The organism is Antarctobacter aquimaris (assembly GCF_900184945.1).
Classification (GTDB): Bacteria; Pseudomonadota; Alphaproteobacteria; order Rhodobacterales; family Rhodobacteraceae; genus Maliponia; species Maliponia aquimaris.
On the sequence record NZ_FXYF01000003.1, the window covers coordinates 422,888 to 448,051 of the forward strand.

At 67.9% G+C, this 25,164-nt stretch carries 27 protein-coding genes; 18 read left to right on the plus strand and 9 right to left on the minus strand.

The genetic code is table 11. The features are described 5' to 3' along the window. The first annotated feature begins 6 nt into the window (after window positions 1–6). Together MAA8898_RS07665 and MAA8898_RS07670 are read left to right on the plus strand one after the other, a co-directional pair. Window positions 7–1,044 (plus strand): succinylglutamate desuccinylase/aspartoacylase family protein, encoded by a 1,038-nt coding sequence (locus tag MAA8898_RS07665; protein ID WP_094020391.1) that lies wholly within the window; start codon window positions 7–9, stop codon window positions 1,042–1,044. An 84-nt stretch (window positions 1,045–1,128) separates the two neighbouring features. Then, window positions 1,129–1,917, plus strand: a complete 789-nt coding sequence (locus tag MAA8898_RS07670) for an exodeoxyribonuclease III (RefSeq protein ID WP_094020392.1) — start codon at window positions 1,129–1,131, stop codon at window positions 1,915–1,917. Window positions 1,918–2,027: 110 nt separating this feature from the next. On the opposite strand, the gene MAA8898_RS07675 is transcribed toward MAA8898_RS07670, so the two are convergent. Both MAA8898_RS07675 and MAA8898_RS07680 read right to left on the minus strand, forming a co-directional pair. After that, window positions 2,028–2,699, minus strand: coding sequence for a BglII/BstYI family type II restriction endonuclease (locus MAA8898_RS07675; protein ID WP_094020393.1), 672 nt, complete (start codon window positions 2,697–2,699; stop codon window positions 2,028–2,030). A gap of 66 nt (window positions 2,700–2,765) precedes the next feature. Next, window positions 2,766–3,368: an MT-A70 family methyltransferase gene (locus MAA8898_RS07680; RefSeq protein ID WP_245853280.1), complete on the minus strand. Its 603-nt coding sequence runs from the start codon at window positions 3,366–3,368 to the stop codon at window positions 2,766–2,768. 248 nt (window positions 3,369–3,616) lie between these two features. On the opposite strand from MAA8898_RS07680, the gene trxA reads away from it, so the two are divergent. Genes trxA through MAA8898_RS07695 form a run of 3 tightly spaced genes read left to right on the plus strand, consistent with a single transcriptional unit; the run spans window position 3,617 to window position 5,370 of the window. Then, window positions 3,617–4,528, plus strand: a complete 912-nt coding sequence (gene trxA, locus MAA8898_RS07685) for a thioredoxin (protein WP_094020395.1) — start codon at window positions 3,617–3,619, stop codon at window positions 4,526–4,528. A 27-nt stretch (window positions 4,529–4,555) separates the two neighbouring features. Beyond that, complete coding sequence (locus MAA8898_RS07690; RefSeq protein WP_094020396.1) at window positions 4,556–5,197, plus strand: LON peptidase substrate-binding domain-containing protein; 642 nt, start codon at window positions 4,556–4,558, stop codon at window positions 5,195–5,197. Beyond that, a complete protein-coding gene (locus MAA8898_RS07695; RefSeq protein ID WP_094020397.1) occupies window positions 5,194–5,370 on the plus strand; it encodes a Trm112 family protein in 177 nt (58 codons plus the stop codon). Before MAA8898_RS07690 ends, MAA8898_RS07695 begins: the two co-directional genes overlap by 4 nt. A gap of 9 nt (window positions 5,371–5,379) precedes the next feature. Here the strand turns inward: MAA8898_RS07695 and MAA8898_RS07700 are convergent, their stop codons facing one another. From MAA8898_RS07700 to MAA8898_RS07710, 3 genes are all read right to left on the minus strand, one after another. Next, window positions 5,380–6,990, minus strand: a complete 1,611-nt coding sequence (locus MAA8898_RS07700) for a trypsin-like serine peptidase (RefSeq protein ID WP_094020398.1) — start codon at window positions 6,988–6,990, stop codon at window positions 5,380–5,382. A gap of 89 nt (window positions 6,991–7,079) precedes the next feature. Beyond that, window positions 7,080–9,419: a trypsin-like peptidase domain-containing protein gene (locus MAA8898_RS07705; protein WP_094020399.1), complete on the minus strand. Its 2,340-nt coding sequence runs from the start codon at window positions 9,417–9,419 to the stop codon at window positions 7,080–7,082. A gap of 173 nt (window positions 9,420–9,592) precedes the next feature. Beyond that, the gene (locus MAA8898_RS07710; protein WP_094020400.1) at window positions 9,593–10,558 is read right to left on the minus strand and encodes a threonine ammonia-lyase; all 966 of its coding nucleotides are present in this window, start codon (window positions 10,556–10,558) and stop codon (window positions 9,593–9,595) included. Between the two features lie 94 nt (window positions 10,559–10,652). Between MAA8898_RS07710 and MAA8898_RS07715 the strand changes: the two genes are divergently transcribed. The 4 genes from MAA8898_RS07715 to rpsO all read left to right on the plus strand — a co-directional run bounded on the left by MAA8898_RS07715 (window position 10,653) and on the right by rpsO (window position 12,396). Further along, window positions 10,653–11,171, plus strand: coding sequence for a DUF1643 domain-containing protein (locus MAA8898_RS07715; protein WP_094020401.1), 519 nt, complete (start codon window positions 10,653–10,655; stop codon window positions 11,169–11,171). Next, entirely contained in the window at window positions 11,161–11,433 is a 273-nt protein-coding gene (locus tag MAA8898_RS07720; RefSeq protein WP_094020402.1) for a DUF5665 domain-containing protein, read from the plus strand. The genes MAA8898_RS07715 and MAA8898_RS07720 overlap by 11 nt, the downstream gene beginning before the upstream one ends. A gap of 101 nt (window positions 11,434–11,534) precedes the next feature. Next, complete coding sequence (locus MAA8898_RS07725; protein ID WP_094020403.1) at window positions 11,535–12,032, plus strand: hypothetical protein; 498 nt, start codon at window positions 11,535–11,537, stop codon at window positions 12,030–12,032. A 94-nt stretch (window positions 12,033–12,126) separates the two neighbouring features. Then, the gene (gene rpsO, locus MAA8898_RS07730; protein WP_094020404.1) at window positions 12,127–12,396 is read left to right on the plus strand and encodes a 30S ribosomal protein S15; all 270 of its coding nucleotides are present in this window, start codon (window positions 12,127–12,129) and stop codon (window positions 12,394–12,396) included. A 140-nt stretch (window positions 12,397–12,536) separates the two neighbouring features. Here the strand turns inward: rpsO and MAA8898_RS07735 are convergent, their stop codons facing one another. Continuing rightward, window positions 12,537–13,208: a VPLPA-CTERM sorting domain-containing protein gene (locus MAA8898_RS07735; RefSeq protein ID WP_176445093.1), complete on the minus strand. Its 672-nt coding sequence runs from the start codon at window positions 13,206–13,208 to the stop codon at window positions 12,537–12,539. 212 nt (window positions 13,209–13,420) lie between these two features. Beyond that, window positions 13,421–14,044 carry a TetR/AcrR family transcriptional regulator gene (locus MAA8898_RS07740; protein ID WP_094020406.1) on the minus strand — a complete coding sequence of 208 codons (624 nt, stop codon included), beginning with the start codon at window positions 14,042–14,044 and terminating at the stop codon, window positions 13,421–13,423. Window positions 14,045–14,411: 367 nt separating this feature from the next. On the opposite strand from MAA8898_RS07740, the gene pnp reads away from it, so the two are divergent. The 3 genes from pnp (at window position 14,412) to MAA8898_RS07755 (ending at window position 17,432) form a co-directional block, all read left to right on the plus strand. Beyond that, window positions 14,412–16,550: a polyribonucleotide nucleotidyltransferase gene (pnp, locus tag MAA8898_RS07745; protein WP_094020407.1), complete on the plus strand. Its 2,139-nt coding sequence runs from the start codon at window positions 14,412–14,414 to the stop codon at window positions 16,548–16,550. 119 nt (window positions 16,551–16,669) lie between these two features. Continuing rightward, window positions 16,670–17,029, plus strand: coding sequence for a YybH family protein (locus MAA8898_RS07750; RefSeq protein WP_094020408.1), 360 nt, complete (start codon window positions 16,670–16,672; stop codon window positions 17,027–17,029). A gap of 49 nt (window positions 17,030–17,078) precedes the next feature. Continuing rightward, the gene (locus MAA8898_RS07755) at window positions 17,079–17,432 is read left to right on the plus strand and encodes a YigZ family protein (protein ID WP_094020409.1); all 354 of its coding nucleotides are present in this window, start codon (window positions 17,079–17,081) and stop codon (window positions 17,430–17,432) included. A 156-nt stretch (window positions 17,433–17,588) separates the two neighbouring features. Here the strand turns inward: MAA8898_RS07755 and MAA8898_RS07760 are convergent, their stop codons facing one another. Beyond that, on the minus strand, window positions 17,589–18,017 hold the full coding sequence (locus MAA8898_RS07760; RefSeq protein ID WP_094020410.1) for an organic hydroperoxide resistance protein: 429 nt from the start codon (window positions 18,015–18,017) through the stop codon (window positions 17,589–17,591). A 103-nt stretch (window positions 18,018–18,120) separates the two neighbouring features. Between MAA8898_RS07760 and MAA8898_RS07765 the strand changes: the two genes are divergently transcribed. Continuing rightward, on the plus strand, window positions 18,121–18,588 hold the full coding sequence (locus MAA8898_RS07765) for a MarR family winged helix-turn-helix transcriptional regulator (protein ID WP_245853282.1): 468 nt from the start codon (window positions 18,121–18,123) through the stop codon (window positions 18,586–18,588). A 322-nt stretch (window positions 18,589–18,910) separates the two neighbouring features. Here the strand turns inward: MAA8898_RS07765 and MAA8898_RS07770 are convergent, their stop codons facing one another. Beyond that, complete coding sequence (locus tag MAA8898_RS07770; protein WP_094020412.1) at window positions 18,911–19,597, minus strand: response regulator transcription factor; 687 nt, start codon at window positions 19,595–19,597, stop codon at window positions 18,911–18,913. Window positions 19,598–19,744: 147 nt separating this feature from the next. Here MAA8898_RS07770 and ribA point away from each other — a divergent pair, with 147 nt between their 5' ends. From ribA to MAA8898_RS07795, 5 genes are all read left to right on the plus strand, one after another. After that, window positions 19,745–20,827, plus strand: a complete 1,083-nt coding sequence (ribA, locus tag MAA8898_RS07775; RefSeq protein WP_094020413.1) for a GTP cyclohydrolase II — start codon at window positions 19,745–19,747, stop codon at window positions 20,825–20,827. A gap of 150 nt (window positions 20,828–20,977) precedes the next feature. After that, window positions 20,978–21,994: an LLM class flavin-dependent oxidoreductase gene (locus tag MAA8898_RS07780; protein ID WP_094020414.1), complete on the plus strand. Its 1,017-nt coding sequence runs from the start codon at window positions 20,978–20,980 to the stop codon at window positions 21,992–21,994. Next, the gene (locus MAA8898_RS07785; RefSeq protein ID WP_094020415.1) at window positions 21,991–22,503 is read left to right on the plus strand and encodes a L,D-transpeptidase family protein; all 513 of its coding nucleotides are present in this window, start codon (window positions 21,991–21,993) and stop codon (window positions 22,501–22,503) included. Before MAA8898_RS07780 ends, MAA8898_RS07785 begins: the two co-directional genes overlap by 4 nt. A 278-nt stretch (window positions 22,504–22,781) precedes the next feature. Continuing rightward, window positions 22,782–23,885, plus strand: a complete 1,104-nt coding sequence (locus MAA8898_RS07790; RefSeq protein ID WP_094020416.1) for an ABC transporter ATP-binding protein — start codon at window positions 22,782–22,784, stop codon at window positions 23,883–23,885. 114 nt (window positions 23,886–23,999) lie between these two features. Next, window positions 24,000–25,121 (plus strand): extracellular solute-binding protein, encoded by a 1,122-nt coding sequence (locus MAA8898_RS07795; protein WP_094020417.1) that lies wholly within the window; start codon window positions 24,000–24,002, stop codon window positions 25,119–25,121. The last annotated feature ends 43 nt before the right edge of the window (window positions 25,122–25,164 follow it).

Genomic DNA, 25,164 nt, shown 5'->3' on the forward strand with positions numbered 1-25,164 from the left:
GGGAACATGCGGGAACCCTTTCAGATCGGCACGGAAATCATCGACCCGGGCACGCGCCGCACGGTCGACCTGCCGGTGTCGGTGCTATCGGACCACACGCCGGTCACGCTGTCGGCCCACGTGGTGCACGGCAGGCGGCCGGGGCCGGTGATGTTCGTCTCGGCTGCGGTTCACGGCGACGAGGTGATCGGCGTCGAGATCGTGCGCCGCCTGCTGCGCACCGCCCCGCTGGCGCGGCTGTCGGGCACGCTGCTGGCGGTGCCGATCGTCAACTCATTCGGATTCATCAACAAATCGCGCTACCTGCCGGACCGCCGCGACCTGAACCGCAGCTTTCCGGGATCGGCCCAGGGATCGTTGGCGGCACGGCTGGCGGACCTGTTCCTGACCGAGGTCGTGTCGCGCTGCGAGGTGGGGATCGACCTGCATTCCGCGGCCGTGGGCCGCACCAACCTGCCGCAGATCCGCCTGACGCCGGGCAACCCGCGGCTGCGCGCGCTGGGCGATGCCTTTGCCGCGCCGGTCACGCTGATGTCCAAGACGCGCGACGGGTCGCTCCGGCTGGTGGCCGAGGGCGCCGGGGTCGACGTGCTGCTCTACGAGGCCGGCGAGGGGCTGCGCTTTGACGAACACGCGGCGCGGGCGGGGGTCTCGGGGATCCTGCGGGTGATGGCGCAGCTGGGCATGATCTCGGGGCGCGGCGTGCCGCGCGCGCGCGGTCAGTCGGTGATCTGCAAGCAGTCGTCCTGGGTGCGCGCGCCCTCGGGCGGACTGCTCAGGACATTGAAAAGACGCGGAGATTTTGTCCAGAAGGGGCAGGTTCTGGGGGTGGTGTCGGACCCCTTCGGCGTGCGCGAGGCCGAGGTGGTGGCCGAGGCCACGGGCATCCTGATCGGCCGGTCCGACCTGCCCATCGTCAACGAGGGCGACGCCCTGTTCCACATCGCCGAGCCGGTGGAGCCGATGAAGGCGGCCGCCGCGGTGGGGCGATTCGAGGCGGAAATGGAAGCGCTGCCGCTGTTCGACGAGGACGAGATCATCTGACCTGGCGGCCCCGGCGGGGAAACCCGGTTGCACCGGGCGGCTGTGCTTGGCAGTGTCGCCGGCGCAACGCAGCGGAGATGAGACATGCCTTTCACCCTTGCCACCTGGAACATCAATTCGGTTCGCTTGCGGGCGGGGCTGGTCGAGAGGCTGCTGCGTGACGAGGGGCCGGACATCCTGTGCCTGCAGGAGTGCAAGTCCCCCGTCGACAAGATCCCGCACGAACAGTTCGCCGCGCTGGGCTATGGCCACATGGTGGCGCGCGGCGAGAAGGGTTACAACGGCGTCGCCATCCTGTCGAAGCTGCCGCTGGAGGACGCCGGCGACCGTGACTTTGCCGACCTCGGGCAGGCGCGCCACGTCGCGGCGCGGCTGGAGAACGGCGTCACCATCCACAATTTCTACGTCCCGGCGGGCGGCGATGTGCCGGACCGCGATGTCAACGTGAAGTTTGGCCAAAAGCTTGATTTCGTGACGGAAATGCGCGACTGGTTCCACGGTGAGCGGCCCGGGAAGGCGATCCTGGTGGGCGATCTGAACATCGCCCCGCGTGAGGACGACGTCTGGGACCACAAGAAAATGCTCAAGATCGTGTCGCACACGCCGGTCGAGATCGAGGCCTATGGCGCGGCGCAGGACGCCGGGAAATGGGTGGACGTGACGCGCCAGGATCTGCCGGTGGGCAAGCTCTACAGCTGGTGGTCCTACCGCGCGCGCGACTGGGACGAGGCCGACCGGGGCCGCCGGCTGGACCACGTCTGGGCGACGCCGGACATCTCTGGCGCGGCGCATTCCAGCCGCATCCTGAGGGACGCGCGGGGCTGGGAAAAACCGTCCGACCACGTCCCGGTCTTTGCGACCTTCGACCTGTGAGATTTGTACAAAAGGTACGTCTTGTACGCGAAAAATGTCGTTTTGTACAAACTGGGGGGGCGCCCCTTTGGCATCGCACGTGATCCGACCGCCGCCCCCGGCGTGACGCCTCAGGTCGGCGCCCAGTCCGACACACAACCCGGGGTGATGCCGATGGCCAGCACCGGACAGCCGCCGTTCCGGCCGGCATCCAGCCGATACAAGAGCTTTCCCATCCAGGTGGTCGATGCTCCGAACTTCTTGTAGACGTCACCGCGCCCCGGGCTGCCGTCCTTTTCCAGCACTTTGCCGAGCGAACGGAAGAACGCGGTGTCCAGCGACGTACCTCGCGTGATGATCACGCCGACGTCGATTGCGCCGGCCTCGTAAAACGCAGAGAAGGCATAAAGGTCCCGGTCGTAGGTCTGGTCCTTGCTGTTCCATTCCAGGTCCAGCGCAACACGGCCATTGACGAAATCAATCCGGTGGCCGTCCAGATAGCCGTGCCGGGTGTATTCGGTGATCACTTCGCCACCTGTGGCGGCCACCAGCCGCACGTTCAGGTCTGCGCTGATCCGTGTCTCGGCCCAGGTGTCGGGAAACAACGTATCGACATATCGGGCGATCGGGCCCTTGCTGCCGCCAGGGGTGCGGATCTGGTCTGTCGTGATGGCGAACCGTCGCAACGCGGAGCAGATTTCGTCGAATTGCCGGTGGTGGCTCAGCTTGAGGATGGAAGCGGCGTTTCGGTAGCTGAAGACTTCGAACCGGGACAGGATGTCGGCAGGAATGGCATTCGACACAACCGGCGCGGGGGTCGGCTATGAGCCCGGTGGAGACATCGTCATCCCGGATGTCCCCGGACCCTGTCATTCGGCGGCGGTCACCGAGGAATTGTATTTGTAGGTCTTCCAGTCCGGCTCGTAGGAGGCGTCGGCCTGGTTGCCCCAGACTGTCCAGTTCTCGCGGGCGCCACGCGCGAACAATTCCAGATACGGGCCCCAGGAGCAGCTTTCGATGATCTCGTATTGCTCGTCCGGTTTGCGGGAGTGTTCCCGCTTGCGGGTCTTGATCAGATCACCGTCTGGTTCGGTGCCTTCGATGAAGTTCACCTGCGAGCGTCCGGGGGCCAGGGTGCGGGCGTTCTTGCCACGAACGCCGAACAGCAGCAGTTCCGTCACGTTGCGGAAATAGAAACCGACGCCGCGCCCGTCGGGACCGCGATCCTTGCGGATCTTTTCCCAGACGATGTTCGATTTGTACTGAAACCCCCAGGCGGCCATCACCTGCAACCCCTCCGGCAGGAGCGCGTTCGGCACCCAGAGGTACAGGTGCGCAGGGTCATCGGCCAGGTCGGCGACCGGCATCGCGCAGATGTCGTCGAGCGTCATGGTGGCATAGCGGTTCAGGCGCCTGTGTTCCGGCGCGACCTTGCCGGTCTTGTTCTGGAACTGCCATGGAGGATCGGCCATGATCGTCCCAAACTTGCGGCCCGTGAGGTCTTTGAACATTGTGGCGCGTTCCCGCTGTCAGGTTGCACTGGACCAGCATACATCTGGGTGAGGTCAAGAAATCGTTTACCAGATATGGTTTCGGCGTGTCACCCCTATAAATCGTTCCGGCAGACCGCAGGAGGCGAGGCCGCGCCGCCCGCCCCTTGCATCCTCGCCGCCGCTGCGCCATCTACGCCATGGTGGAAAGACAACCTTGAGGGGACGAGATGCTGGAACTGGGCGGCGGCCAGAAAGCGGCCATGAATTTGGTCAAGGATATCTCGGAAGCGGAGTTCATGGCAGAGGTCGTGGACGGGTCCAAGGAGGTGCCGGTCATCGTCGATTTCTGGGCGCCCTGGTGCGGCCCGTGCAAGACGCTGGGCCCGTTGCTGGAGGACGCGGTGAAGGCGGCCAAGGGCGCGGTGCGCATGGTCAAGGTCAACGTCGACGAGGCGCAGGCCATCGCCGGGCAATTGCGCATCCAGTCGATCCCGACGGTCTATGCCTTCTTCAAGGGCCAGCCGGTGGACGGCTTTCAGGGCGCGTTGCCGGCGTCCGAGATCAAGGCCTTTGTCGAGCGGGTGATCAAGGCGGCGGGCGGCGATGCCTCGGGCGGGCTGGACGACGCGGTGGCCGCGGCCGAAGAGATGCTGGACCAGGGCGAGGCGGTGGACGCGGCGCAGACCTTTGCCGCCATCCTGGAGGAAGAGCCGGCCCATGCGGGCGCCTATGGCGGCCTGGTGCGGTCCTATATCGCCATGGGCGAGCTGGACCAGGCCGAGGCGATCCTGAACGGCGCGCCGGCCGAGATTTCCAAGGCGGCGGAACTGGAGGCGGCGCATGCGCAACTGCTGCTGGCGCGGCAGGCGACCAAGGCCGGCCCGATCGCCGAGTTGACCGCCGCGGTCGAGGCCAACCCGGACGATCATCAGGCGCGGTTCGACCTGGCGCAGGCGCTCTATGCCAAGGGCGACGCCGGCGCGGCGGTGGACCAGCTGCTGGACATCTTCCGGCGCGATCGCGAGTGGAACGACGGGGCGGCGAAAACCCAGCTGTTCACCATCTTCGAGGCGCTGAAGCCGAACGACCCGGTGGCGCTGCACGGGCGGCGGAAACTGAGCTCGATGATATTTGCCTGAGCCCCGGGTCAGCCTAGGTTCACCGGCATGACAAGGCTCAAAGATCTGCCGGGCACGATCCCGGTCTTCCCCCTGCCGGGCGCGCTTCTCCTGCCGAGAGCCCGCCTGCCTCTGCACATCTTCGAGCCGCGCTATCTGGCGATGCTCGACGACAGCCTGAAGACGGAGACGCGGCTGATCGGGATGCTGCAACCCAATGCCGTGCCCGGGCGCGAGGCCAAGGGCCTGCACCGGATCGGCTGCGCGGGCCGCATCACGCAGTTCTCCGAGACGGAGGACGGGCGCTACATGGTCACGCTGACCGGCATCTCGCGCTTTCGCGTGCTGAGGGAGGTCGACGGGTTCACCCCCTACCGGCGCTGCGAGGTGAGCTGGGAGGGCTTTGAGCGCGACCTGCAAGGCGCCGAGACCGACGACAGCTTTGACCGGGGCCGGTTCATGAACCTGCTGGACCGCTATTTCTCGTCCAAGGACCTGTCGGCGGACTGGCCGACCTTGCAGGAGGCGGACGACGAATTGCTGCTGAATTCGCTGTCGATGCTGCTGGAGTTCACCCCCGAGGACAAGCAGGCGCTGCTGGAGGCGCCGTCGCTCAGCACCCGGCGCGAGACGCTGGTGACGCTGATCGAATACGCGCTGCGCGGCGGCGAGGAGGACCTGATCCAATGACCCCCCAATTCGACCGCCGGATGCTGGAGGCGCTGGTCTGCCCGGTCACCCAGACCGGGCTGCGCTATGACGCCGACAAGCAGGAGCTGATCAGCCGGGCGGCCGGGCTGGCCTACCCGATCCGCGACGGCATCCCGGTGATGTTGCAGGACGAGGCGCGGCGGCTGGACTGAGCCGGGGCGCTAGGGCGACAGGGTTTTCAGGCCGGGCGGCAGCTTGACGAACTGGTCGTCGTGGCCGTGCGGCGTGTACCATTCGCCGCCGATGTGTTTGCCGACCCGGATTTCGCCGGTCATCCGGCTGACGGGTTGCACGTAGTTCAGCGGTTGTGGGTAGATCGGTAGCAGGCCGATCCGCAGGACCGTGCCGGGGGCGTAGGTGCCGGCGGCCGGGGCGGGTGTCGTTCGGACCAGGCGGGCGTCCGGTGGCAGCAGGAGATAGCGGTTTTCGTTGTAGCCGGTGCGATACCAGCGGCCCGAGACATGCGCGCCAAGCTCCACGATGCCGCGCGACAGGGAGATCACCGGCGCCTCCTGGGACGGGCGCGCGCGGATCTCGACCGATTTCACCAGCACCCGTGTTCCGGCGGGGTAGGCGTCGGGGTCCGGGTCGGGTTTGTCCTCCGTTGGCACGGGCTGGACGCGGGACCTGAGCGTGGCGCGGGCGGCGGATGCGGCGGCGGTGTCGGGGAAATTTGCGATCAGGCGGTCCAGCGCGGCCTTTTGCGCGTCCGGTTCCGTGACGACCAGCGCGGCCATGAGCGCCTGGTTGGCGCGGGCCTCGCGGGCCAGCCCGTCGGCCTGTTGCCGGGCCTCGCGCATCCGGTCCAGCCGGGCCTGGGCGCTGCGCGCGGCGGAGGTGCCGGGGAATTCGGCGATCAGCCGGTCCAGCCCGGTTTCCAGTGCCGCGTCGTCCGGCAGGCCGAACAGCCGCGCCAGTGCGCGGTCGGCCCGGGTTTCGCGGTCCGGTTCGGCGGCGGGCGCGGCCGCCTTGAGCACGCCGCTGTTGCGCAGGATGTCGGCCATGGGCACCGCGTAGTTGACGCTGTTGCGGGCCGACCCGGCGTGGTGCAGGGCAACCACCTTTTGACTGCTGGCGTCGATCACCGGCGAGCCGGAGTTGCCCGGCAGGGTGTCGCAGGTGTGCAGCACGCGGTCGTCGGACAGGGCGGGGGCATTGGCGCGGCACTTCTCGCGGCTGATGCGCTGCGCCTCGCCCATCGGGTGGCCGATGATCCAGAACGGCGCGTTGTCGTCGGGCGCGTCCGCGACCAGTGCGAGGGTGCCGTAGGTCTGCCCCGGTTTCGCGCCGACGATGCGCAACAGCGTGTAGTCCAGCGGCTTGCTGGTTTCGACCGGGACCGGGTTGACGATGAACCTCTCGCTGCCTTCCTCGATGCCCTCGTTCAGGTAGCCGGCCACGAACTGCACCCCGACGATGGCGGTGGCCTTTGCGCGCGGGTTTTCGAGGATGCCGGGCACGCAGTGGTGATTGGTCATCAACAGGTCGTCGTCGACCAGGAAGGCGGTGCAGGGAAAAACGCCGGCATCGGTGGCCACGTCCAGCCGCCCGACGGCACGGCCCATCCGGGCAAACACCGAGTTGGGCGAATAGGTGGCGATGAATTCGTTGTTGTAGGCGCCGAAGGCGGCCTCGAGCGTGATGTCCCCGGCCGACTGGGTGGTCGACAGCACGGTCTTGCCGAAGGACGACAGGTCAAAGCCGATCAGGTCCTGCGACAGGGCGGGGGTGGCGGCGAGGACGGCGGAAATGAGCGTGGCCCTGAAATGCATGTCACTCCCGATCCCTGTTCGAAATGTCGGGTGAGCCTAGCATGGGGGCGGTTTCATTGCACGAAGAAGGGGGCGGCACCGGGCCCGCCTCACCTTGGCAGCAGGGCGCGCATCGCCTCCTGGGTCTGCGGGCCGACCTGGCCGGTGATCCCGCCGCTGTAGACCCCCTTGGCCGACAGGGCGCGTTGCAGCGCAAAGACGGTGTCGCGCGGCCAGTCCCCGGCGCGGCGTTCGGCGGCCCAGGGGCTGCCGGCGGCGAGGCTGCGCAGGTAGAAGTCCGCCGCCTTGTCGGCGTCCTTGTCCATGCCGCGCCCGGTCTCATGCATCCAGCCCAGGGTGACCAGCGAGTTTTTGAGCCCCTGTGCGGCGGCGCGGCCATACCACAGCGCGGCGTCGCTGTCGGACTGGGCGACGCCCAGGCCCTGGAGGTAATGCGTGCCCAGCGCCTCCTGCGCAAAGGCATAGCCCTGCTCGGCGGACTGGGTGTAGAGCGCGACGGCGGTTTCCAGCGACTTGTCGACGCCCAGCCCGGCGGCGTGCAGGTTGGCCAGGTTGTACTGCGCGGCGGGGTCGCCCTGGTCGGCGGCGGCGGTGAACCATTTCGCGGCGGTCTCGTAGGATTTGACCACGCCGCGCCCCGAGACGTGGATGTTGGCCAGCATCAGCTGCGCCGGGGCATGGCCCTGTTCGGCGGCGAGGCGAAACAGTTCGGCCGCGGCGGCGTCCGAGCGGGTGACGCCCAGTCCTTCGGCGTAGAGCGTGCCGAGGGCATACTGCGCCTCGGCAAAGTTCTGCGCGGCGGACTTGGCGTACCAGTAGGCGGCGGTTTCCGGCGATTTCTCGACGATCTCGCCGCGGGCGTACATGTCGCCCAGCTGTTTCTGCGCATAGTAGTAGTCGCGTTCGGCGGCGGCCATGATATGCGCCAGCGCCAGCGTTTCGGAGGCGGGCACGCCCAGGCCGTGGCGGTAGATCTCGCCCAGGCCGGATTCGGCGATGGGGTAGCCCAGATCGGTGGCGCGGCTCAGCCAGTCATGCGCGGCGGCATAGTCGATGTCGACCCCGTTGCCCTGGAGGTAGGCGACGCCCAGCCCGGCCTGGCCGATCGGGTCGCCCGCCTCGGCGGCGGCGCGGTAGATCGGCAGCGCCTCGTCGTAGCGTTTGGCGGCGGTCAGCGCCTCGGCGAGAAAGGCGGTCAGGCGCGGGTGGTTCGGGAAGGCGTCGAGCGCCGCGAGGCAGGCGGCAATCCCGGGCTCGGCGTCGATGTCGTCGAACCGCACGCCCGGTTGCAGCATCAGCCCGGCGGCGCGGTCGGGGTGGTACATGTCGCCGGCGATCCGGTCGCAGGCCTGCACCTCGGCGTTTTCGGCCATGCGATCGGCCAGTGCGGCGGGGCCGCGCGGCTGTTCCGGTTCGGGGTTCGGCTTTTGCAGGGCGGCGATCAGCTGCCCGGCGGTGCGCGCGGCCGAGGTGCCGGGAACCTCCAGCACAAGCGTTTCGAGCGCGATCAGGCGTTCGTCGGTGTCGAGGATCGCAAGCGCCTGCGACAGCCGGGTGATGGCCTGCGCCTCTGGATCGGGCGCGGTGGTCGCCGGGCCGGTGTCGGCGGGCGGCACGAGGGCTGCGAGCAGGGCGCTGTTGGCCAGGATGCGGGTCATCGGGATGGCGTAGTTGACGCTGTTGTTGGCCGAGCCGGCGTGGTGCAGCCCGATCACCCGGCGGGTGTCGGCGTCGATCACCGGCGAGCCGGAGTTGCCCGGCAGCGTGTCGCAGGTGTGCAGCAGCTGGCCGTCCGACAGCGCGGGGGAATTGGCGCGGCATTTCTCGCGGCTGATGCGCTGCGATTCGCCCATCGGGTGGCCGATGATGAGGTAGGGATCATTGTCGTTGGGCGTCAGTGCGGCGAGCGCCAGGGTGCCGAAGTCCTGCCCCGGCTTGTCGCCCAGCACCCGCAGGAGGGTGTAATCGAGGTCTTTGGACGTCTCCACCGGGGTCGGGTCGACGGTGTAGCGGCGGGTGCCTTCGGTCACGCCTTCGTGGGTGTAGCCCAGCACGAACTGCACCCCGACGATGGTGGTGGCCTTGGCCTTGGGGTTGTCGAGGATGCCGGGCACGCAGTGGTTGTTGGTCATGATCAGGTCGTCATCGACGAGGAAGGCGGTGCAGGGAAACACGCCCGTGTCGGTGGCGACATCCAGCCGCCCGACCGAGCGGCCGATGCGGGCAAAGAAGGAATTGGGCGAATAGGCCGAGATGAATTCGTTGTTGTAGGCTTCGAAGGCGACCTCGTTAACGATGTCGCCGGCCGCCACCTGGTTGCGCGACAGCACCACCTTGCCAAAGGACGACAGGTCGAAACCGACGGTGTCCTGCGCCAGCGCGGGGCCGGCGGCAAGCAGGAGGGCGGACAGGGCGAAAAGCGGGCGCATGGGGCCTCACGGGGGGGGCTGGAGGGGTTGCGATGGCCCAGCCTAGCACAGACCGCGACGGAAGGGTCGGGCGGTATTCCTGACCCTGGAGCGGGGCAGGGGGGCGCTGCCCCCGTCGCGCGATGCGCGACTCCCCCGGAGGTATTTGGACCAAGAAGAAGCCCTGGGGGCGGTCAGGCGGTCAGGGCGCGGGCGAGCGTCGCCGGGTCGAGGTTGCCGCCGGAGATGGTGCAGATCACCGTGTCGCTGGCGATCTGGTCGCCGCGGAACAGGGCGGCGGCCAGCGCCACGGCACCGCCCGGTTCGGCCACCAGCTTCAGGTGTCGCACGGCGAGCGCCATGGCGCGCAGCACCTCACCGTCGCTGACGGTCAGGCCGGGGCCGCAGAGGCGGGCGTTGATCGGGAAGGTGATCTCGCCCGGCATCGGCGTCAGGATCGCGTCGCAGAGCCCGCCTGCCTCGCTCGCGTTGCGTTCGCGGCTGCCGGAGCGCAGCGAACGGGCGGTGTCGTCGTAGTCCCGGGGCTCGGCCGGGCGGGGGCGCAGGCCGGGGGCGCGGGCCTCGAGCGCCAGGGCGATGCCGGCGGTCAGCCCGCCGCCGCCGCAGCAGATGAGGACATCGGCCTGCGTCACGCCCAGCTCGGCGGCCTGTTCGGCGATCTCCAGCCCGCAGGTGCCCTGTCCGGCGATGACCTGCGGCTCGTCGTAGGGTTTGACCAGGGTCAGGCCGCGCTGGGTGGCGAGGCGGGTGCCGATCTCTTCGCGGCTTTCGCCGGCGCGGTCGTAGAGCACCACCTCGGCGCCGTAGGCGCGGGTGCCGTCGATCTTGGCGGCGGGGGCGTCGGCGGGCATCAGGATCACCGCCGGCACGCCGAGGCGCCGCGCGGCGTAGGCCACGCCCTGCGCATGGTTGCCGGAGGAATAGGCCAGCACGCCGCGGGCGCGCTGGTCCTCGGGCAGGGCGGTCAGGGCGGACCAGGCGCCGCGGAACTTGAAGCTGCCGGTGAGTTGCAGGCACTCCGGCTTGACCAGGACGCGGCGCCCGGCGAGGTCGTCGAGCAGGGGGGACCACAAGAGCGGGGTGCGGCGGGTGACGCCCTGGGCCCGCCGGGCCGCGGCTTCGATCATCTGGATGTCCATGGCGCCTCTCCTGTCTGCGGGGGCAGGGGGCCGCAGCGCCGGGGATTTGTCAATTGGTCTTGAACCTCCGGGGCTTGGCGGGCAGCTTGCGGGGATGATCGAGAAACACGCAGAACGGGACGGGGTGCGCAGCACCGCCTGGTATTCGCCCTGCGGCGGCTATCGCTACGGGCTGCGGCGGGTCTGGGACGCGGGGGCGGGGGAGATGATGTACGTCATGCTGAACCCCTCGACCGCGACCGAGGCGCAGAACGATGCCACCATCGAGCGCTGCCAGCGGCGCGCGGCGGCGCTGGGGTTTGGCGGGATCCGCATCGCCAACCTGTTTGCCTGGCGCGCCACCCGGCCGGCGGATCTGAAGTCTGCCGAGGACCCGGAGGGGCCGGAGAACGCGGATCTCTTGCGGGCCTGGTCCGGCGCGGCCGCTGTGACGCTGGCGGCCTGGGGGGTGCATGGCGCGTTGCGCGATGCCGGGCCGCGGGTGGCCGGGCTGCTGGAGGGCGATGTGCGCCACCTGGGGTTGACCCGGGAGGGCCATCCGCGCCATCCGCTCTACGTGAGTTATGCGGTGCAGCCGCAGCCCTGGCCGAAGGAGGCGCGTTATGCCGCGTGATGAAGACAGCGACTCGCTGGCGCAGGCCGTCGACCGGCTGAGCGAACAGATGAAGATCTGGAACCGGCGCAACCGGTTCTGGCGGCTGGCCGGGGTCAACCTGGTGCGCGGGCTGATGCTGGGCCTGGGCACGGCGCTGGGGGCGACGGCGCTGGTGTCGGTCGCGGTGCTGCTGCTGAGCCAGATCGAGTTCATCCCGATCCTGGGCGAGCTGGCGACCTCGATCATCCAGGAAATCGACACCCTCGATACCGGGCAGTAACCGCCGCTTTACCCTGATTGGCGAAAGCCGTTGCCCTGAACGGGGCCTTGGCCGCATCCTGTGCGCGGGTGCGGGACTGGGGCTGAAACAGGGTTGACCCCATGTACCTGCTTGCCGGTTTCTTCGGGCTGATGGCGCTGGCGTCGGTGACGCTGGCCGGGTTTTCGGTCTTGCCGGAGGACGCGCCGCCGGATGACGAAGACGACGATCCCGGTCCGTTTCCGATGCGCGGCGAAGGCGACACGCTGTTTGCCCGCATGGGCCTGGTCGACATGCCCTGGCCCGAGCCTCTGGCCGCCCCGGCGGTGCCGCAGGGCGCGGTGTCCTGCGCGCCGGGGGGTGCGGCGGACCCCTCCCCCTGGCTGGACTACGACGCCGATGAGGAGCACCTGGTCGTGATCTACGACGACACCGGACAGGGCGAGGATCCGCAGCTGGCGCTGGTGCCGCGCGCCGATGATCCCGCCATCACCGAGATCGTCGTGGGCGGCCGCGTGCTGGCCAGCCTGCCGACCGCCGGCGCGCCGCCGCTGTCGGCGATCTTTCTGCTGGGGGAAAGCGCGGCGGCGGCTCTTGCCTCCCCGGGGTTTATCGCGTAAGCGCACGCATCCGCGCTCGCGGAGCTCTCCACGGGCCCTGCTGGACGACATCCCGGCTTGTGCCATGACCCTATGACCTGAAAAGGAGACCCCGATGTCGATCACTGTCGAAGAAAAGAACCGTCTGATGACGGAATACGCCACCAAGCCGGGCGACACCGGTTCGCCCGAAGTGCAGGTGGCCATCCTGACCTCGCGCATCTCGACGCTGACCGAGCACTTCAAGACCCACAAGAAGGACAACCACTCGCGCCGTGGCCTTCTGATGATGGTCGCGCAGCGCCGCAAGCTTCTGGATTACCTCAAGGCCAAGGACGAAGAGCGGTACAAGTCGCTGATCGCCCGGCTCGGCATTCGCCGCTGAGGATCCGCTGTCGCAAGACGTCGAAGGGGCCGCATTGCGCGGCCCCTTTTGTTTTCGGGTCACCTTGTTTTCGGGTCGCTGCCGGATGATTGCGCCGGGCTGACCCGGCGATCCGGTCCGACTGATGGTCAGGCCGACGGTCAGGCGCGCGTCCCGCGGCGGCGGCGCAGCAGGCCGATCACCCCCAGACCCGACAGCAGCAGCGGAAGCCCCGCAGGCAGAGGGACCAGACCGGGCTGGGGCGGCGGGACAAAAGGCGTTGTCCCCAGGGTCAGCGTCGCGTTGGCATAGATCGTGGACTCCAGCGCGGCGAACTGGATCTGCTGGAACGGAACCGTCGTCCCGATCCGCAGCGTCAGAAGGTTGCCGGCAAGCGCGCTCTGAAAGATCGGACCCGCGGTGAGCGTCATGGTGTCGGAGGTGCCGAGGACGCCCGGGCCGACCGCAACCTGGCCGGTGCCGACGCTTACCCCGGGCGTCGAGAAATCGGCTACGTCGACCGTACCATCGCCGAGGAAGGCGTCGACCTGGTAGCTGGCAAGGCCGCCGAATGCCGCGCCGATGCTGCCATTGACATAGCCGAAGACCGCCGAGTCGATCGTGCTGGTGTCAGCGATCCCGGACAGGTCGAATTCGAAGATCGCAAAACTCTGAACGGTCGACGAATACCTGAGGGCGGTGATTGTGTTCGAGTTCGTGACCGCGACCACCGGTCCGCCGCCGTTGGCCACAGCGCCGTCCGCCGTCGTTTGCAGCACCACCGTTGCGGCCGATGCGGCCGGCGCGGAAAGGGCAAGACAGGCCGCGCACAAGGCGGCAGAAAAAGCGCTTTTCATTGGGTGCTCCCTAACATGGATAACTACAAGGACTTGTTCTTGTTAAGGAAAGAACCGGTCTCTGGAGGCTGTCAACGAAGATTAACGGCGCTTTTCAAAGCGAAAATGCCAAGGGTGGGGGCCACGGCGGCGGGTCCCATGGAAACAGGGCATCGGGAGCTTGCAGTTTTTCGGGGCGAAAGGGCGGCTCAGGTCTCCCAGACGCGCATCCTGGGTGCCGTCGGCGCCTGGCCGGCTTCGTAGGAGGCGATGATTCGGTCGATTGCCCGGCGCGCGATGACGTTGTGCCCTTCGGCGACGCCAAGCGAGGCGACCATCTTCCAGTGGCCATACATCACGCAGACAAAGAGGTAGCCGATCTCGGCGCAGTCTTCGAGGCTCAGGTGCGGGTACTGCATCTTGATCTCGAGTTGCAGCACCTGACCGAGCAGCGTGTACTGGCCGCGCAGATTGGTGCGGATGCGATCCGACCCGGCGGCAAAGGCCATCATCGCGTCGTAGGACTGGTCATCGCGTGGCTTGCGGATGTCCTGCGCGAGATCGAAATAGAAATCGAAGATGAACTGAAGCCGTTTCGGCCCCTTGAGCGTCTCCACGCCCTGCACGAGCGACATGCGGTAGGCCTCGGCCAGCAGGTCGCAGACCTGGCACATCAGCGTATCCGGGTCGTCGAAGTAATACCGGATCAGCTGGCGCGAGACCCCGCTGCTGTCCGCGATCTGGCCATAGGAGGGCGGCGGCGGTCCGTTGGACATCAGGAAATCGGCGACGCCCTGGACGATCTGTCGTTCCTGACCCTTGCGAGGCTCCATGACCGCTCCTCACCCATACCGCTGCGATGACCGTTGCCGACACACTGACACACAGTGCAAATCGAAAATCAAACGTTCTCGCATCGGGCGCGGGTGCTCCGTGGCGTATCGACCATCCGCCGCCCGTCCGGACGGGGCGCGGCGCCCCTGTTCGGGGTGGCCCGTCCGGCCCGCAATCGCGGACGACACGGCGTGTCGCGGCACCCGAACCGCTTTTCTTTTCGCCCGATCTGCTGTACAGGCGCGCTATCTGAGACGTGACGCACTGACCCCGGCGCATGGGATGATGAAGGGGTCGGCGGCAATGGGGCCGCTATGACAACGGAGGACCCGGGAGCGCCCGGGAGTGCCTCCAAGAGGATTACGGATGTTCAAAGAAGTGAAGAAGTCGATGCAGTGGGGCGAGGAAACGCTCACACTGGAAACGGGCAAGATTGCCCGTCAGGCCGATGGCACCGTCGTCGCCACGCTGGGAGAGACCAGCGTCATGGCGAACGTGACCTTTGCCAAGGAAGCGAAGCCGGATCAGGATTTCTTTCCCCTGACCGTGCACTACCAGGAAAAGTATTACGCCGCGGGCAAGGTGCCGGGCGGCTTCTTCAAGCGCGAGGCCCGGCCGACCGAAAAGGAAACGCTGACCGCGCGCCTGATCGACCGTCCGATCCGCCCGCTGTTCGTCCCCGGCTTCAAGCATGAAGTGCTGGTGATGTGCACCGTGCTGTCGCACGACCTGGTCAACGACCCCGACATCGTGGCGATGATCGCCGCCTCGGCCGCGCTGACCATCTCCGGCGTGCCGTTCCGCGGCCCGATCGCCGGCTGCCGCGTCGGTTTCGAGGATGGCGAATACGTCCTGAACCCGACGGTCGAGGACATGGACCAGCTGCGCAACAACCCCGACCAGCGCCTGGACCTGGTGGTGGCCGGCACCAAGGACGCCGTCATGATGGTGGAGTCCGAGGCCTACGAGCTGACCGAGGACGAGATGCTGGGCGCGGTGCTGTTCGCGCATGAATCGATCCAGCCGGTGATCGACCTGATCATCGACCTGGCCGAGGACGCCGCCAAGGAGCCCTTCGACTTCCAGGCGCCCGACTACTCGGCGCTGTTCGAGGCGGTCAAGGCGATCGGCGAAGACAAGATGCGCGCCGCCTACGCGATCTCGGACAAGCAGCAGCGCGTGACCGCGGTCGCCGCCCTGAAGGAAGAGATCAAGGCCGGCCTCAGCGAAGAGCAGCTGGCCGACGCCAACCTTGGCGCGGCGATGAAGAAGCTGGAATCGATGGTGCTGCGCGGTGACGTGGTCAAGAACGGCCGCCGCATCGACGGCCGCGCGCTGGACCAGATCCGCCCCATCGTGTCGGAAACCGGCCTGCTGCCGCGGACCCACGGGTCGGCGCTGTTCACCCGCGGGGAAACCCAGGCGCTGGTCGTGACCACGCTGGGCACCGGCGACGACGAGCAGATCATCGACGCGCTGCACGGCAACTTCCGCTCCAACTTCCTGCTGCACTACAACTTCCCGCCCTACTCGGTGGGCGAGGTGGGCCGCGTCAGCGGGCCGGGCCGTCGTGAGATCGGCCATGGCAAGCTGGCCTGGCGCGCGTTGCAGGCGGTGCTGCCGGCGGGGACGGATTTCCCCTACACCATCCGCGTGGTGTCCGAGATCACCGAATCCAACGGCTCGAGCTCGATGGCTTCGGTCTGCGGCGGATCGCTGTCGATGATGGACGCCGGTGTGCCGCTGAAGGCGCCGGTGGCGGGTGTGGCCATGGGCCTGGTGCTGGAAGAGGACGGCTCTTACGGCATCCTGTCCGACATCCTGGGCGACGAGGATCACCTTGGCGACATGGACTTCAAGGTCGCCGGGACCGAGAAGGGCATCACCTCGTTGCAGATGGACATCAAGGTCGCCGGCATCACGCCGGAGATCATGAAGGCCGCGCTGGCCCAGGCGCGGGACGGCCGCCTGCACATCCTGAGCGAGATGTCCAAGGCGATCACCGCCCCGGGCGAGTTCAGCGTGCACGCGCCGCGCATCGAGACCATGCAGATCCCGACCGACAAGATCCGCGAAGTGATCGGTTCGGGCGGCAAGGTGATCCGCGAGATCGTCGAGACCTCGGGCGCCAAGGTGGACATCAACGACGACGGCATCATCAAGATCGCCTCGCCGAACGGGGAAGCCATCCAGCGGGCCTACGACATGATCTATTCGATCGTGGCCGAGCCGGAAGAGGGCAAGGTCTACAAGGGCAAGGTCGTGAAGATCGTCGATTTCGGCGCCTTCGTGAACTTCTTTGGCAAGCGCGACGGCCTGGTGCACGTGTCCCAGATCGAGAACAAGCGCCTGAACCATCCGTCGGACGTGCTGAAGGAAGGCCAGGAGGTCTACGTCAAGCTGCTGGGCTTTGACGACCGCGGCAAGGTGCGTCTGGCCATGAAGATGGTCGACCAGGAGACTGGTGCGGAGATCACCAAGAAGGAAGAAGAGAGCGCCGACTGATACCGGCGGTTTCGACCCGAGACAGGAAAGGGCGCGCCGGTTGGCGCGCCCTTTTTCGTTGTGCGGGACGGGCGCGGCGGTCAGGCTGGGCGAAGACAGGCGACAGGAGAGCCCCGGAGATGATCGAGGCAGAGGCACAGGCGCTGATCGACCTTTACGTCGCGGCCTATCGGGTCGGGGATGCCGAGGGATGCGCCGCGCTGTTCACCGCGGACGCGGAGCTGTATTCGCCCTTCGGCCCCCCTGCGCGGGGGCGGCAGGCGATTGCCGAAACCCATGCCGAGTGGACATCGGAAGGGGCGGGGACGGGGGCCAAGACGATGACGGTGCTTTCGGCGGGGCGGTCCGGGGACATGGCGTGGTGCCTGGTGGGCTTTGCCGAAGGGGCGGCGGGGGGCGGCGTGTCGCTGAACGTGTTGCACCGGCAGGGCGACGGGTGGCGCATCCGGATGTGCAGCCTGAACGAGACGCCGGGCTGACGGCTCGGCTGCGGTTGTTGCCGGGGCGGTGCAGGGCTAGGTCGGGCGCATGTTGATCCTCGAGAACATCCTTTCCGACCGCGGATCGCGCTACGCTGTGTCGGGCGGGCCGTGCGGCAGCGCCGAAGATGCGGCCGCCTTCCTGAAAGAGCTGAAACGCCACAAGAAGTTCGCCAGGGCCACGCACAACACCTGGGCCTGCCTGACGGCGGACGGGCCGTTGAAGAACGACGACGGCGAGAGCGGGGCGGGGATGGTGATCCTGCGGATGCTGGAGCGCGCGGCGGTGCACGACACCATCGTCGTGGTGACGCGCTGGTACGGCGGCAAGCATCTGGGTGGCGACCGGTTCCGCCACGTGCAGGAGGCGGTGCGCCGGTTTCTCGAGGCGCGCGACGGTTGAGCTGGGCCAAGCGCGTTCGAACGCGCTTGGGGGGCGCCGGTGGTGGCCGGGCGCCGCTGGCCCGGCCACGCGCGCAGGTGGCGGGGTGTGGCGGTCGCTTGGACAGGGCGGGGGCAAGGCGTTTCGAAACGCCTTGCGTCGTGCGGGCCGGAGGGGTCAGACCACTTCGGTCTCGACCTCGATGTTGCCCTTGGTCGCGTGCGAGTAGGGGCAGATGAAATGGCCGCGCTCGGCGATCTTTTCGGCCACGGCACGTTCGACCCCCGGCATGGAGACCGCCAGCTTGACCTTCAGGCCAAAGCCGCCGTCGCTGCGCGGGCCGATGCCGACATGGGCGGTGACGCGGGCATCCTCAGGCACCGTGCCCAGCTTTTCGCTCTGCGCGGCAAAGCGCATCGCGCCCAGGTAGCAGGCCGCGTAGCCGGTGGCGAACAGCTCTTCGGGGTTGTGGCCCTTGCCCGAGCCGCCCAGTTCGGTGGGGCTGGTCATGGTGATGGTCAGCATCCCGGACGCCAGCCCGGCGCTGCCGTTGCGGCCGCCGCCGGTGGCCCAGGCCTCGGTCCAGTATTTCGTGTCCACGGACATGGCATTTCCTTTCCTGTACGATAAGATCGCGTACGAAGTGATCATTTCGCGCCAGGATTGTCAAGGCTTGCGATCTGTTCGTGCGCGACATAATCAGGGCGGCATGACACGCTCGCTTACCCCGCAGGACATGCTGTGCTTTGCCCTCTACTCGGCCGGGCACGCCATGCAGCAGGCCTACAAGCCGCTGCTGGACCCGCTTGGCCTGACCTATCCGCAGTACTTGGTGCTGTCGGCGCTCTGGGCCGAGGACGGTCGCACGCTGGGGGCGCTGGCGATCCAGATGCAGCTGGCCTCCAACACGCTGACGCCGCTGGTCAAGCGGCTGGAGGCCAAGCGGCTGGTCACGCGCCAGCGCGACCCGCAGGACGAACGCCAGCTGCGCATCCGGCTGACCGACGCGGGCCGCGCCTTGCAGGACAAAAGCGCCGAGGTCGCGCGCTGTTTTCTGGACATGACCGGCCTGGATATGCCCGAGGCCGTGCGCCTGCGTGACGAGGTGCTGGCCTTGCGCGACCGGCTGCGCGACGATCCTGACGATCCTGACGACCCCGAAGGACAGGCCTGCTGATTGCGGATCCCGCCGGGTGTTGGCCCCGCGAACGGCAGCGGGCCGGACGGCTCAACGCCCGTTGCCCACCAAGGGGGCGCCGGGCGCGCGGGTCACACCCCATGTGCTGAGGCGCAGGCAAAAAAAGACCGGGCACGAGGCCCGGTCAGGTCCAACAGGGAGGTGCATGCGATGACCCGCACATGCGACGGGAACTCATGGAACCGACGCTAAAGGTGTTCGCGCCATGCGACTTTGATCTGCGTCAAGATTTCTTACCCTTGTTGTGTAGCATCGGGCGGGATTTCCGAACAATGCGACATAAGCAGGGGGTGTCCGGGGATCAGCTGACCAGCCGGTAGCCCCCGGATTCGGTGACCAGAAGGCGGGCGTTCGAGGGATCCGGCTCGATCTTTTGCCGCAGGCGGTAGATGTGGGTTTCCAGCGTGTGGGTGGTGACCCCGGCGTTGTAGCCCCAGACCTCGTGCAGCAGGGTGTCGCGCGGGACGACACCTTCGGCCGAGCGGTAGAGAAATTTCAGGATGTTGGTTTCCTTTTCCGTCAGGCGGATCTTTTTCTCGTCCTCGGTGACCAGCATCTTCATCGCCGGCTTGAAGGTGTAGGGGCCGACGGTGAACACCGCGTCCTCGGACTGTTCGTGTTGGCGCAGCTGGGCGCGGATGCGGGCCAGCAGGACGGGGAACTTGAACGGCTTGGTCACGTAGTCGTTGGCGCCGGCGTCCAGCCCGAGGATCGTGTCGGCGTCCGAATCATGCCCGGTCAGCATGATGATCGGCGACTTGACCCCCTGCTTGCGCATCAGGCGGCACAACTCGCGGCCGTCGGTGTCGGGCAGGCCGACGTCGAGGATCACCAGGTCGTAGATCTGTTCCTTGATCCGCGCCATGGCGGTGGCCCCGGCATCGGCTTCGAAGACCTCGAAGTCCTCGGTCATGATCAGCTGCTCGGCCAGCGCTTCGCGCAGGTCCTCGTCGTCGTCGACCAGCAGGATGTTTTTCAGTTGCGCCATGGTCGTCGCCCCTTTGTGTTGCGTTCCTAGGCAGATGTGGACAATGTGCGCCGCCGGCAAGTTTTGCTGCAACGCATTCACGCCCTCGTGTGCCGGGGGCGCAAATGTTACAGAATGTCGGGGTGTTGTCTGCCGAAAGGGTGTCTCTTGGGACTTGGGCCGGACCTGAACGAGCGGCTTGCGCGGGCGCGGGCGGACCTGCGCATGGGCGTGCCGGTGGGCTTGCGCGGCGCGGCGGGCAACGTGCTGGTCGCCTCGGCCGAGACGGTGGGCGCGGCGCGGCTGCGCGCCTTGATGGCGCTGGGGCCGCTGGACCTGGCGCTGACCGGGCGGCGCGCGGCGACGCTGAAGGCGCGGCCCTACGACGGCGACGTGGCGCGGGTGGTGGTGCCGGAGGATGCACGGCTGTCCTGGGTGCAGGAGCTGGCCGATCCGGCGGACGACCTGGCCAACCCGATGAAGGGGCCGCTGAAGACCCGGCGCGAGGGGTCCGCCGCGCTGCACCGGCTGGCGCTGGACCTGTGCAAGGGCGCGCGGCTGTTGCCGGCGGCGCTGGTGGTGCCGGTGGCGGAGGGATTTGCCGAGGCCGCGGGGCTGGGCGTGATCGACGCCGATGCCGCGGCGCCGCTGCTGGCGGCGCTGCCGGAGCTGGGCCACGTGGTGTCGGCGCGGGTGCCGCTGCGCGCGACCGAGACTGCGCGGCTGCACGTCTGGCGGCCGGCGGACGGGTCGGACGAGCATTACGCGATCGAGGTCGGCCGGCCGGACCGCGCCGCACCGGTGCTGGCGCGGCTGCATTCGGCCTGTTTCACCGGCGATCTGTTGGGGTCGCTGAAATGCGACTGCGGCCCGCAGCTGAACGCGGCCCTGATGCAGATGGGGCAGGAGGGCGCGGGGGTGCTTTTGTACCTGCAACAGGAGGGGCGCGGCATTGGTCTCGCCAACAAGATGCGCGCCTATGCCTTGCAGGATCAGGGATTCGACACGGTCGAGGCCAATCACCGGCTGGGGTTCGAGGACGACGAGCGCGATTTCCGGCTGGGGGCGCAGATCCTGCGCAAGATGGGCTTTGCGGCGGTGCGGCTGATGACCAACAACCCGGCCAAGGTGCGGATGATGGAGACCAGCGGCGTGCAGGTGGCCGAGCGGGTTCCGCTGAAGGTGGGCGAGACCGAGTTCAACGCCCGTTACCTGGCGGTGAAGGCGGCGAAGTCGGGGCATCTGTTGTAGGTCGGCGGGCGGAGGGCTGAGAAAAGGGGGCTCTGCCCCCGCCGCCCTGCGGGCGACTCCCCCGGGATATTTCCGGCCAGAAGAAACGCGGGCGCCGGGCCTTGAACGGGGGGCGGGCGTGCATACCCTTGCAGGTAAAGGAGACGGACCATGCGGTATTCCCTGCTCGACCTTGCGCCGGTGCCCGAGGGTTTCACGGCGGCGGACGCCCTGCGCAACACCGGCGACCTGGCGCGCCATGCCGAAGCCTGGGGCTATCACCGCTACTGGCTGGCGGAGCATCACAACATGCCGGGCATCGCCTCGGCGGCGACGGCGGTGCTGGTGGGGCATGTCGCGGGGCTGACGCAGCGGATGCGGGTGGGCGCGGGGGGCATCATGCTGCCCAACCATGCGCCGCTGGCGGTGGCGGAGGCCTTTGGCACGCTGGCGACGCTGTACCCCGGGCGGATCGACCTTGGCCTGGGGCGCGCGCCGGGCGGCGACGGGGCGGTAATGCGGGCGCTGGGCGTGCTGCCGGAGCGGGGCGAGCAGTTTCACGTCGAGGTGGCGGAGCTGCGCGAACTGCTGGGCCCGCAGGTCGCGGGGCGGGCGGTGCGGGCCTTGCCGGGCGAGGGGACGGCGGTGCCGCTGTGGATCCTCGGGTCGTCATTGCACGGGGCGCAGGTGGCGGCCATGCTGGGGCTGCCCTATGCCTTTGCCTCGCATTTCGCGCCGCAGATGCTGGAGCAGGCCTTTGAGGTCTACCGGCGCTATTTCCGGCCTTCGGAGGCGCTGGAGCGGCCGCATGCGATGATGGCCATCAACGTCTTTGCCGCCGAGACGGAGGCAGAGGCGCGGCGTCTGCGGACCACCATGCAGCAGGCGTTCTACCGGCTGCGGACGGGCATGCCGGGCAAGCTGCCGGCGCCGGTCGATGACCTGTCCGCCGTGGTGCCGGCGGGGGCGATGCCGGCGCTGGACGCGGCCTTGCAGGTGAGCGCGGTGGGCGACCCGGCGCAGGTGGCGGCGCAGTTGCGCGACCTGATCGCGCGATACCAGCCGGACGAGGTGATCCTGACCGGGCAGATCTGGGACCACGGCGCGCGGCTGCGGTCCTTCGAGATTGCCGCCGGGGCGATGGCGGGCCTGGGGCAGGGTGCGGCGCTGGAGACGCAGACCGGATGACGCCCGAGGACATGGTGCTGACGCCGACGGGGCTGCGCTTTGCCGGGCGGATGTGGCCCTGTTCGGTCGGGCGCGGCGGGGTGCGGCTGGACAAGCGCGAGGGCGACGGCGCGACACCGGCGGGGGTGCACCGGATCGTCGGGCTGCTCTACCGGCCGGACCGGATGGCGCGGCCGGTGGACTGGGCGCTGCCGATCCGGCCGTCGGACCTGTGGTCGGACGACCCGGCCTGCGAGGACTACAACCTGATGGTCCGGGCGCCCTACGCCGGCAGCCACGAGCGGCTGCGGCGCGGCGACCGGCTGTACGACCTCGTGATCCTGACCGACTGGAACTGGCCGCGGGCGGAGCGGGGACGCGGTTCGGCGATCTTTCTGCACCGCTGGCGGTGGCCGGGGTTTGCGACCGAGGGGTGCCTGGCGTTCCGGCCGGATCACCTGGCCGCGATCGCCCGGCGGATCACCTACGCGACCCGGCTGATCGTCCCGGAGCCGCTGGCGGGCCGGTAGGGAGTCGGTGGTCACGGTTGGCTCCCAGGCCGGATTTCCCGTGTAAATTGCATGGCATGGGCGCATTCGCCGCGAGGGGCGGTGGTCCAACCGCCCGAATTCCGCCGGTCTGCCAGACGTCTGGCCTGCAAGGCGCCGAAATAGTGGCCAGATGTGCCGGATTCGTGCATCTTTTGCATAGACCCCCGTGTGATGCTTGCAACGCACGGCCTCTCAGGCTTTAGTCTGGGGTCAACAAGCGGAGATACATCCGCGCCGAACAAGACGGGGAGCCTGACGTGGCTGATGGATCAAGTGGCGACGCTTTTGTCGCCTTCGAGCGCGTGCAGAAGAGCTATGACGGCGAGACTCTCGTCGTCAAGGATCTGAACCTGAGCATGCCCAAGGGTGAGTTCCTGACCATGCTCGGGCCGTCCGGGTCGGGCAAGACGACCTGCCTGATGATGCTGGCGGGCTTCGAGACCGCCACCTATGGCGAGATCAAGCTGGACGGGGTCAGCATCAACAACATCCCGCCGCACAAGCGCGGCATCGGCATGGTGTTCCAGAACTACGCGCTGTTCCCGCACATGACGGTGGCGGAGAACCTGTCGTTCCCGCTGGAAGTGCGCAAGATGGGCAAGTCCGACCGCGAGACCAAGGTCAAGCGGGCGCTGGACATGGTGCAGATGGGCGCCTTTGGCGGCCGCCGCCCGGCGCAGCTGTCGGGGGGCCAGCAGCAGCGGATCGCGCTGGCGCGCGCGCTGGTGTTCGAACCCGAACTGGTGCTGATGGACGAACCGCTGGGCGCGCTGGACAAGCAGCTGCGCGAGCACATGCAGTTCGAGATCACCAACCTGGCGCACAGCCTGGGGATCACCGTGGTCTACGTGACCCACGACCAGACCGAGGCGCTGACCATGTCGGACCGCGTCGCGGTGTTCAACGATGGCCGGATCCAGCAACTGGCCCCGCCGGACGAATTGTACGAAAAGCCGCAGAACAGCTTTGTCGCGCAGTTCATCGGCGAGAACAACACGCTGGAAGGCGTGGTGACGCAGATCCAGGGTGACACCTGCGTGGTGCGGCTGGACGACGGCGAGGAGCTGGACGCCACCCCGGTCAACGTGGCCAAGGTGGGCGAGCGGACCCGCGTGTCGATCCGCCCCGAGCGGGTCGAGTTCAACACCGACCGGCTGCACGCCGGCGCCCACACGCTGAACGCCGAGGTGCTGGAGTTCATCTACATGGGCGACATCTTTCGCACCCGGCTGCGGGTGGCCGGCAACGACAATTTCATCGTCAAGACACGCAACGCCCCCGGGCAGGTGCGCCTGGAACCGGGCACCTCGGTCAAGATCGGCTGGGTGCCGCAGGACTGCCGGGCGCTGGACGCCGGGTAGGTCGGAACGTCGCGTCCCGCGCCGGTGAGCGTGTGCGGGATGCGTCCTTTGGGGCGGCGTGCAAACCCGAAACCCGCCCCGCCAAGACGAACGGGTAATCATAGGGAGTATGATATGAATTCCACCAAGATCCTGCTGGCGACCACGGCGCTGACCCTGGCGGCAACCGGCGCCTTTGCCGAAAGCCATGGCAACATGGCGATGGACATGACGCTGGTCAGCTGGGGCGGCGCCTACCAGGCGTCGCAGCAGAAGGCCTACGTCGAGCCCTACCTGGCGGCGAACGCCGGTGTCTCGGCCACCTGGGACGAAAGCTCGTCCGAGGCGGTGGCCAAGCTGCGCGCCATGAACGAAGCCAACAACATCACCTGGGACCTGGTCGACGTGGAGGCCGCCGACGCCATCCGCCTGTGCGACGAAGGCCTGGCGATGGAAGTCGACCACGACGAGATCCTGGCCGCCGCACCCGATGGCACCCCGGCCTCGGACGACTTTGGCGACCTGCTGGTGTCCGACTGCTTCATCCCGCAGATCGTCTTTTCGACCACCTTCGGCTACCGCACCGACCAGGTGCCTGCCGGTGTCGAGCCGCCGACCGGTGCCTGCGACGTGTTCGACCTGGAAAAGTACCCGGGCAAGCGCGCGCTGAACAAGCAGCCGACCGCCAACATGGAATGGGCGCTGCTGTGCGACGGCGTGGCCTACGAGGACATCTACGACACGCTCGAGACCGACGAGGGCGTCGCCCGCGCCTTTGCCAAGCTGGACACCATCAAGGACCAGACCCTGTGGTGGTCTGCTTCGGCCGAGCCGATCCAGTGGCTTGCCGACGGCGAGGTCTTCATGGGCTCGGCCTACAACGGCCGCCTGTTCTCGGCCATCGTCGAGCAGAACCAGCCGATCGGCATGGCCTGGGAATGGCAGATGTTCGACATCGACGGCTGGGTGATCCCCGAGGGCCTGGCCGAAGACCGCCTGGCCCGCGTGATGGATTTCCTGGTGTTCGCGACCGACACGCAGCGCCTGGCCGACCAGGCCAAATACATCTCGTACGGGCCGGCGCGTGAAAGCTCGGCGCCGCTGGTGTCGACCCATGCCGACCTGGGCATCGAGATGGCACCGCACATGCCGACCGATCCGAGCAACGCGAAGAACACCTTCGTGAACAACTACAACTGGTGGGCAGACTACCGTGACGACCTGGACGCCAAGTTCCAGGCCTGGATCGCGCAGTAATCCGGCATCCGGGCGCGGGGTCAGAGCCGCGCCCGGCGCCATG

Coding starts and splice junctions, on each gene's coding strand:
- MAA8898_RS07770 (WP_094020412.1), bottom strand. CDS start 19,597: ATGGCGCAACTGAAAAACATCCTGCTGGTCGACGACGACGAGGACCTG.
- MAA8898_RS07785 (WP_094020415.1), top strand. CDS start 21,991: ATGACGCCCGAGGACATGGTGCTGACGCCGACGGGGCTGCGCTTTGCC.
- MAA8898_RS07695 (WP_094020397.1), top strand. CDS start 5,194: ATGACCCCCCAATTCGACCGCCGGATGCTGGAGGCGCTGGTCTGCCCG.
- MAA8898_RS07665 (WP_094020391.1), top strand. CDS start 7: ATGCGGGAACCCTTTCAGATCGGCACGGAAATCATCGACCCGGGCACG.
- MAA8898_RS07780 (WP_094020414.1), top strand. CDS start 20,978: ATGCGGTATTCCCTGCTCGACCTTGCGCCGGTGCCCGAGGGTTTCACG.
- MAA8898_RS07765 (WP_245853282.1), top strand. CDS start 18,121: ATGACACGCTCGCTTACCCCGCAGGACATGCTGTGCTTTGCCCTCTAC.
- MAA8898_RS07725 (WP_094020403.1), top strand. CDS start 11,535: ATGTACCTGCTTGCCGGTTTCTTCGGGCTGATGGCGCTGGCGTCGGTG.
- MAA8898_RS07760 (WP_094020410.1), bottom strand. CDS start 18,017: ATGTCCGTGGACACGAAATACTGGACCGAGGCCTGGGCCACCGGCGGC.
- MAA8898_RS07715 (WP_094020401.1), top strand. CDS start 10,653: ATGATCGAGAAACACGCAGAACGGGACGGGGTGCGCAGCACCGCCTGG.
- MAA8898_RS07710 (WP_094020400.1), bottom strand. CDS start 10,558: ATGGACATCCAGATGATCGAAGCCGCGGCCCGGCGGGCCCAGGGCGTC.
- MAA8898_RS07740 (WP_094020406.1), bottom strand. CDS start 14,044: ATGGAGCCTCGCAAGGGTCAGGAACGACAGATCGTCCAGGGCGTCGCC.
- pnp (WP_094020407.1), top strand. CDS start 14,412: ATGTTCAAAGAAGTGAAGAAGTCGATGCAGTGGGGCGAGGAAACGCTC.
- MAA8898_RS07795 (WP_094020417.1), top strand. CDS start 24,000: ATGAATTCCACCAAGATCCTGCTGGCGACCACGGCGCTGACCCTGGCG.
- MAA8898_RS07670 (WP_094020392.1), top strand. CDS start 1,129: ATGCCTTTCACCCTTGCCACCTGGAACATCAATTCGGTTCGCTTGCGG.
- MAA8898_RS07720 (WP_094020402.1), top strand. CDS start 11,161: ATGCCGCGTGATGAAGACAGCGACTCGCTGGCGCAGGCCGTCGACCGG.
- rpsO (WP_094020404.1), top strand. CDS start 12,127: ATGTCGATCACTGTCGAAGAAAAGAACCGTCTGATGACGGAATACGCC.
- MAA8898_RS07750 (WP_094020408.1), top strand. CDS start 16,670: ATGATCGAGGCAGAGGCACAGGCGCTGATCGACCTTTACGTCGCGGCC.
- trxA (WP_094020395.1), top strand. CDS start 3,617: ATGCTGGAACTGGGCGGCGGCCAGAAAGCGGCCATGAATTTGGTCAAG.
- MAA8898_RS07700 (WP_094020398.1), bottom strand. CDS start 6,990: ATGCATTTCAGGGCCACGCTCATTTCCGCCGTCCTCGCCGCCACCCCC.
- MAA8898_RS07755 (WP_094020409.1), top strand. CDS start 17,079: ATGTTGATCCTCGAGAACATCCTTTCCGACCGCGGATCGCGCTACGCT.
- MAA8898_RS07680 (WP_245853280.1), bottom strand. CDS start 3,368: ATGGCCGATCCTCCATGGCAGTTCCAGAACAAGACCGGCAAGGTCGCG.
- MAA8898_RS07705 (WP_094020399.1), bottom strand. CDS start 9,419: ATGCGCCCGCTTTTCGCCCTGTCCGCCCTCCTGCTTGCCGCCGGCCCC.
- MAA8898_RS07690 (WP_094020396.1), top strand. CDS start 4,556: ATGACAAGGCTCAAAGATCTGCCGGGCACGATCCCGGTCTTCCCCCTG.